Source organism: Novosphingobium sp. MBES04 (genome assembly GCF_000813185.1).
Taxonomy (GTDB): domain Bacteria; phylum Pseudomonadota; class Alphaproteobacteria; order Sphingomonadales; family Sphingomonadaceae; genus Novosphingobium; species Novosphingobium decolorationis.
Genome location: NZ_DF850489.1, coordinates 255,996 through 262,711, shown reverse-complemented (window position 1 = coordinate 262,711; position 6,716 = coordinate 255,996). Strand labels below are relative to the sequence as shown.

The 6,716-nt window shown below is 65.5% G+C and carries 6 protein-coding genes; 1 reads left to right on the top strand and 5 read right to left on the bottom strand.

Translation table 11 applies throughout. The annotated features are described in order from the left end of the window. Nucleotides 1-348: 348 nt before the first annotated feature. Both serA and MBENS4_RS15055 read right to left on the bottom strand, forming a co-directional pair. Nucleotides 349-1,935, bottom strand: a complete 1,587-nt coding sequence (gene serA, locus MBENS4_RS15060; protein WP_039392687.1) for a phosphoglycerate dehydrogenase — start codon at nt 1,933-1,935, stop codon at nt 349-351. 126 nt (nt 1,936-2,061) lie between these two features. After that, nucleotides 2,062-3,195, bottom strand: a complete 1,134-nt coding sequence (locus MBENS4_RS15055) for a phosphoserine transaminase (protein ID WP_039392686.1) — start codon at nt 3,193-3,195, stop codon at nt 2,062-2,064. Nucleotides 3,196-3,642: 447 nt separating this feature from the next. Between MBENS4_RS15055 and MBENS4_RS15050 the strand changes: the two genes are divergently transcribed. Then, nucleotides 3,643-4,326, top strand: coding sequence for an extensin family protein (locus tag MBENS4_RS15050; protein ID WP_039392685.1), 684 nt, complete (start codon nt 3,643-3,645; stop codon nt 4,324-4,326). A 28-nt stretch (nt 4,327-4,354) separates the two neighbouring features. Here the strand turns inward: MBENS4_RS15050 and MBENS4_RS15045 are convergent, their stop codons facing one another. The 3 genes from MBENS4_RS15045 to MBENS4_RS15035 all read right to left on the bottom strand — a co-directional run bounded on the left by MBENS4_RS15045 (nt 4,355) and on the right by MBENS4_RS15035 (nt 6,713). After that, nucleotides 4,355-4,804, bottom strand: a complete 450-nt coding sequence (locus MBENS4_RS15045) for a hypothetical protein (RefSeq protein WP_144400956.1) — start codon at nt 4,802-4,804, stop codon at nt 4,355-4,357. A 171-nt stretch (nt 4,805-4,975) separates the two neighbouring features. Further along, the gene (locus MBENS4_RS15040) at nt 4,976-5,740 is read right to left on the bottom strand and encodes a proteasome-type protease (protein WP_039392683.1); all 765 of its coding nucleotides are present in this window, start codon (nt 5,738-5,740) and stop codon (nt 4,976-4,978) included. Between the two features lie 97 nt (nt 5,741-5,837). Continuing rightward, a complete protein-coding gene (locus MBENS4_RS15035) occupies nt 5,838-6,713 on the bottom strand; it encodes a transglutaminase family protein (RefSeq protein ID WP_039392682.1) in 876 nt (291 codons plus the stop codon). Nucleotides 6,714-6,716: the final 3 nt, after the last annotated feature.

Below are 6,716 nucleotides of genomic sequence, written 5' to 3'. Positions count from 1 at the left end.
ACGCCCTAGTCACCCGTCTGGGCTGCTGAGAAACCTGGACGGCGAGGGAAACCGGACTGACCGCTACTCGGCGCGTCAAATCAGCCCTCGAACGACCAACTAGGGCGCCTAACAGCCATAGCATCTGCGCGAGGGCACCATGCGGAACTGCGGGCGGCGGGAAGGAGCGGCCATGGCGTAAAGCGCTGCGCTCTCCGATTCCGGGAGCGCGAGGGCGATGGCCCTCGCATTTGTCTTCCTTCCCCTTCTTCGAGGTTCCCAGCCCCTTCGAAACGAAAAGGGGGCGAGCCCGAAGGCCCGCCCCCATGATCGTTCGTAACTACGACAGCCCGGAGGCCGCGGCGGGGATCAGGCGAACTTGAGCGCCTTGACCAGCTTCACGCCCGGAAGCGCTTCGGCCTGCTTGAGCACGTCCTCGGGGACCGCGCTGTCGACCGAGAGCATCAGCACGGCTTCGCCGCCGGTCTCGCGGCGACCCAGGTTGAAGGTGCCGATGTTGATGCCGTTTTCGCCCAGCAGCGTACCGATGCGGCCGATGAAGCCCGGTGCGTCCTCGTTGACGATGTACATCATGTCGCCCGACAGGTCGGATTCGACGCTGATGCCGAACAGTTCGATCAGGCGCGGGTCCTGGTTGTTGAACAACGTGCCGGCCACCGAACGCTCACCAGCTTCGGTCTTGACCGAGACGCGGATCAGCGTGTGGTAGTTGCCTTCGCGCTCGGTCTTCACTTCGCGCACTTCCAGACCGCGCTCCTTGGCGAGGTAGGGGGCGTTGACCATGTTCACCGAGTCCGACTGGACGCGCAGGAACCCGGCGAGAACAGCGGCGACCATCGGGCGCATATTGAGTTCGGCGGCCGCACCTTCGGTGTGGATCGAAATGCGCGGGACCGAATCGCGGGTCAGCTGGCCGACGAGGCTGCCGAGCTGTTCGGCGAGCTTCATGTAGGGCTTGAGCTTGGGCGCTTCCTCGGCCGAGAGCGAGGGCATGTTGAGCGCGTTGGTGACGCCGCCGTTGACGAGGTAGTCGGCAAGCTGCTCGGCCACCTGCAGCGCGACGTTGACCTGCGCTTCGGTGGTCGAGGCGCCCAGGTGCGGGGTGCAGATGAAGTTCGCGCACTCGAACAGCGGCGAGTCCTTGGCCGGCTCGGTCTGGAACACGTCGAGCGCGGCACCGGCGACGTGCCCGCTGTCGAGCATCTTCTTGAGCGCGTTCTCGTCGATCAGACCGCCACGCGCGCAGTTGACGATGCGCACGCCCTTCTTGGTCTTGGCGAGGTTGTCTTCCGAGAGGATGTTGCGGGTCTGCTCGGTCAGCGGCGTGTGCAGCGTGATGAAGTCGGCCTTGCCCAGGACGGTGTCGAGGTCGGCCTTCTCCACGCCCATTTCCACGGCGCGCTCAGGGGTCAGGAACGGATCGTAGGCGACGACCTTCATCTTGAGGCCGAGCGCACGGCTGGCAACGATCGAGCCGATGTTGCCCGCGCCGATGAGGCCGAGCGTCTTGCCGGTGACTTCCACGCCCATGAAGGCGTTCTTCGGCCACTTGCCTTCCTTGGTCTGCGCGTTGGCTTCCGGGATCTGGCGAGCCAGCGCGAACATCATGGCGATGGCGTGCTCGGCGGTGGTGATCGAGTTGCCGAACGGGGTGTTCATGACAACCACGCCCTTGCCCGAGGCATAGGGGATGTCGACGTTGTCGACGCCGATGCCGGCGCGGCCGATGACCTTGAGGTTGGTCGCGGCATCAAGGATTTCCTTGGTGACCTTGGTCGAGGAACGGATGGCGAGGCCATCGTATTCGCCGATGCGGGCGATCAACTGCTCGGGCGTTTCGCCGGTGATGACGTCCACGTCGCAGCCGCGCTCTTCGAAGATGCGCGCGGCGTTGGGGTCCATCTTGTCCGAAATGAGAACCTTGGGCTTGGTCATTTTACAAATTCCTTGTCGTCGTCCCGCGCGTCCACACATGGACAGCTGGCGGGGAGCACAGGCGGCACATGGCCAGGCCTGCGGGAGAACCGGCCCCGGCGCGATGGCCGGGACACAGCGACAAAATCAGGCAGCGGCCTTGACGGTGGCGTAGGCCCAGTCAAGCCAGGGACCGAGATCCTCGATGTCCTGGGTGTTGACCGTGGCGCCGCACCAGATGCGAAGGCCTGCGGGCGCATCGCGGTAGCCGGCGAGATCGAAGGCCGCGCCTTCCTTCTCAAGTGCGGCGGCGAACTTCTTGATGAAGTCGGTGTCCGCGCCTTCGACGGTGAGGCAGACCGAGGTCTTCGAACGGGTCGCCGGATCGGCGGCCAGGTGACCGAGCCAGTCGCGCTCTTCAACGATCTTGTCGAGAGCGGCCGCATTGGCGTCGGAACGGGCCTTGAGGCCTTCGAGGCCGCCCAGGTCCTTGGCCCACTCCAGCGCGAAGATCGCGTCTTCGACGGCCAGCATCGAGGGGGTGTTGATCGTCTCGCCCTTGAAGATGCCCTCGATCAGCTTGCCGCCCTTGGTCATGCGGAAGATCTTGGGAAGCGGGCGATCGGGGGTGTAGGTTTCCAGACGCTCGACCGCACGGGGGCCGAGGATCAGGACGCCGTGGCCGCCCTCGCCGCCCAGAACCTTCTGCCAGGAGAAGGTGGCCACGTCGATCTTGGACCAGTCGATGTCGTAGGCGAAGACGCCCGAGGTCGCGTCGGCGAAGGCGAGGCCTTCACGGTCGGCGGGAATGAAGTCCGCATTGGGAACGCGCACGCCCGAGGTGGTGCCGTTCCAGGTGAAGAGCACGTCGTTGCTCCAATCCACCTGGGTGAGGTCGGGGATCTGGCCGTAGTCGGCGCGGATCACGGTGGGGTCGAGCTTGAGCTGCTTGGCCGCGTCCGTCACCCAGCCTTCGCCGAAGCTTTCCCAGGCGAGCGTGGTGACCGGCTTGGCGCCGAGCATGGTCCACATGGCCATCTCGAAGGCGCCGGTGTCGGAACCGGGGACAATACCGATGCGGTGGGTGTCGGGCAGCTGCAGCACTTCGCGCATCAGGTCGATGCAGTACTGAAGGCGCGACTTGCCGATCTTCGCGCGGTGCGAACGACCCAGCGATTCGGTGGCCAGCTTTTCGGGAGCAAAGGTGGGTGCCTTGGCGCAGGGACCCGACGAGAAATGCGGACGCGCAGGCTTGCGCGCCGGAACCGTAATATCAGTCATTTAAGACTCTCCTCACAGAGAGCACGCGCGGCGTTGGGACCGCGTGGCCCGAAGCCGCATCTAAAGCGTTGCCCGATCATGTCAAACGATTCCCGCTGCCAATCGGGGCAATTGTACGATGGTCGGATACATCTCGGAGCAAAAGGGCACTTTCGCGTGATGGCGCCCGCGCAGAGACGTCCGCCAGACACGAAAAAGAAGTTATCTTTCAAGGGGCCATCGCCCCTTGACCCCAAGATCGGCACCCTCACCAGTCTGCGCCAAGGCGGCGCGACAAAGGTGAGCTCGACAGTTTGGGGAGCCCGAGGGCGATGGCCCTCGGACACATCCTGCTACTTTCTCCAAATGCTGGCCGGCTCGGAGCGCCAACCCGTTGGAACTGCTGCGATCTCCACGGGTTGAGTGAGCAACCTCACGTTAACCACGCAGGTGTGATAAGCTCGTCCCATGCGCAGAAACCTGCTGATCCTGCCCCTTGTGGGCCTGCTCGGCGCCTGCATCGGCAGCCCGCAGCCGCCTGCCTCGCAGCGCGAGAGCGCACGGCAGTCCCAATCCTCGCGGCCATCGCGCGCCTACAGCCGCCCCAGCCCCGCCTTTGGCCAATGCCTGAGCGAACTGAGCGCGCAGCACGCCGCCTTCCAGCCGCTTGATGACAAGTACTTCGGCAAGGGCTGTTCGACCGTGAACACGGTGCGCCTGTCCAGCCTTGCCAGCGACACCGCCTCGCTTGGCCTCACCAATCTGGGGCCGGTGACCTGCACGGTGGCAACCGGGTTTGCCGGATGGGCGCGCTTTGGCGTCGACCGCGCGGCCGAGCAGATCCTGGGCAGCCGCATCGCGCGGATCGAGACCTTCGGCAGCTACAACTGCCGCAACGTGGCGGGGACCGCGAAGCGTTCGGGCCATGCCACCGCCAACGCCATCGACGTCTCCGGCTTCGTCCTTGCCGACGGACGGCGGATTTCGGTCCTGGACGATTGGGAACAGGGATCCGGCGCGGAAAAGCGCTTCCTGCGCGTCGTCCACGAGAGCGCCTGCAAGCGGTTCGGCATGGTGCTGGGTCCCGATTACAACGCCGCGCATGCCAACCACTTCCACCTGGAAGCGAGCGGCGGGAGCTATTGCCGCTAGGCGGCGGCTGTCCGCCCCCCCCCTTCCCTCAACTCCCGAAGGCGCGGATTTCAAAGGGGCGGGCAATATCGAGCATGACTTGTGCGCAGGGGCGCCGCCGGGGCCCCTTGCCCGGCTTGATGAGAACGCGCGCCTTGCACAGGATCAAGGTCTGGGTCAGGCGCCAGTCTTCGGCCCATTCGGCGTAGATCGACGAAAGGCTGGGCGGCAGGTAGCCGATGCCTTCGCCCGCGATGTGGACGGCGATGCGGTTGCAGGCAAAGCCATTGGGCGCGGTCTCGACCAGCCGGGCGAGAAAATCGCGCCCGAGCACTCTTGCCTGACTGGTCCCATGCGTGACGATCCCCGCCACGGCCGTGGGCGCCTCTGCCCCCCAGGCCAGCGCCGAATGGCCCCGGGCCAGCCGCACCACCTCGTGCGTGTACTGCCCCTTGCCCGCGAGGAAGTAGCCCTTCCCTTCGGTGCGCACGTCGCGCATGCGCGCCGCCGAGCTGCTCTGCGCAGGCCCGCGGCCACCTTTTCTGAACAATCCAAGGCCCATGATCCGCTCCATTCTTGTGGGGGAGTCGAAGCCTTGGGGTACCACGCGGGCAGGCGCGTTAGCAGCGCCAACTAACTCGAAAATGGAGGTGTTTTGCGCTCTCGCGAATCAGGCCGACAGGCCGCCCGCATCGCCGTCCATGCGGTAATCGGGCAGCGCTTCCAACGCCTGGCGCAGCGCCTCACCCCAGCCGTCCGAGACCGACTGCAGGTAGGGGTCGCCCGCCTCGATGCGCCGCTCGTGGAGCGGGGTGAAGCGGTCGCGCTCGATCACCAGAAGGTCGAGCGGGAGGCCCACCGAGAGATTGGCCTTGAGGGTCGAATCGAAGGACACGGTCAGCAGCTTCACCGCCGCCTCGAAGCTCATGTCGGGCTCGTAGCCGCGCAGGAGGATGGGCCGGCCGTACTTGGTCTCCCCGATCTGGAAGAAAGGGGTGTCGAAACTCGCCTCGATGAAGTTGCCTTCCGGGTAGATCATGAACAGGCGCGGCTCCATCCCTGCGATCTGGCCCGCCACGATGATCGTCGCGCTGAAGGTGCCCGCCGCCGCGCGCTGGCCGTTGTCCTCGACCCGGCTGGCGATCGTCTCGTGAAGGAGGTTGCCCACGATCGTGGCGACCTGGAACATCGTCTCGGCCTCGAGCAGCGAGTTGTGCCGGTCCGAAGGGGCCTTGTTGCGCTCTTCCAGCTGGCTGATCACGGCCTGCGTGGTGGCCAGGTTGCCCGCCGTCATGATCGTGATGATTCGCTCACCGGGCACTTCCCAGTGGTTCATCTTGCGGAAGGTCGAGATATTATCGACCCCCGAATTGGTCCGCGTGTCGCTCATGCACACGAGGCCACGCTCCAGCATCATGCCAACGCAGTACGTCATGGAAGCTCTTGTTCCTGCAAACTTTTCTGAGGAGCGCCGGAGCCCTGCCCCGAACGTCTCACGTCCCGTAACCTGAACAGCCGGGACAGACCGGCCTTCAGGCCGAGCCGCTTCCCGTCTGCTGCTGCTGCGCCCCGTCGCCGGATTGCTGCTGCTGCTGTCCTCCTAGCAGCTTCTCGGCCACCGACAAATGGACATCGAGGCTCGTCGCGCCGCCGCCTTGGGAAATACCTGTAACCGGCGCGGCCTCGCGATAATCGCAACCCGTGGCTACGCGGATGTACCGCTCATCCGGGCAGACCTTGTTGGAGATATCGAAACCGACCCAGCCCAGCCCCTGGACGTAGGCCTCGGCCCAGCCGTGCCCGGCCTCCTGCTCCTCGCGGTCGTCCATCTTGAGATAGCCGCCCACGTAGCGCATCGGAATGTCGAGCAGGCGTCCGGCACTGATGAAGATATGGGCGTGGTCCTGGCACACCCCCTTGCCCGCCGCGAGAGCCTGCTCGGCCGTCGTCGTCGTGTCGGTCTCACCCGGCAGGTACTCGACCGCCTCGCCCACCGCGTAGGACAGCGCGTGGAGGAACCCGAGCGTGTCCTCCCGGTTCGCCGCGACCGAGGCGACGAGCTGGCGCACCTTGTTGCCCGCGCGGGTAAGGTCGGTCGGACGCAGGAAGCACCACAGCGGCATGTGCCCGGAATGCATGCCCGTGACCCCGTCGCTGATCGAGGTCTGCACCGAACCCTTGCAGGTCACGATCACTTCGCGCGCGCCCGCCTCCAGCGAGACGAGCGCGGTGTGGTTGTTGTGCTGGTCGTCGTACTCGGCCTCGACCTTCGCGCCGGTCAGCTCCATCGTCCAGTCGAGCACCTCCTGCCCGTGGGTGGACTTGGGCTTCAGGCGCAGGCGCTGCAATCCATGCGAAACGGGGTCTTCGAAGACATAGCGGGTCGTATGGGAAACGGTCAGCAGCACGAA

Coding starts and splice junctions, on each gene's coding strand:
- serA (WP_039392687.1), bottom strand. CDS start 1,935: ATGACCAAGCCCAAGGTTCTCATTTCGGACAAGATGGACCCCAACGCC.
- MBENS4_RS15055 (WP_039392686.1), bottom strand. CDS start 3,195: ATGACTGATATTACGGTTCCGGCGCGCAAGCCTGCGCGTCCGCATTTC.
- MBENS4_RS15050 (WP_039392685.1), top strand. CDS start 3,643: ATGCGCAGAAACCTGCTGATCCTGCCCCTTGTGGGCCTGCTCGGCGCC.
- MBENS4_RS15045 (WP_144400956.1), bottom strand. CDS start 4,804: ATGCGCGACGTGCGCACCGAAGGGAAGGGCTACTTCCTCGCGGGCAAG.
- MBENS4_RS15040 (WP_039392683.1), bottom strand. CDS start 5,740: ATGACGTACTGCGTTGGCATGATGCTGGAGCGTGGCCTCGTGTGCATG.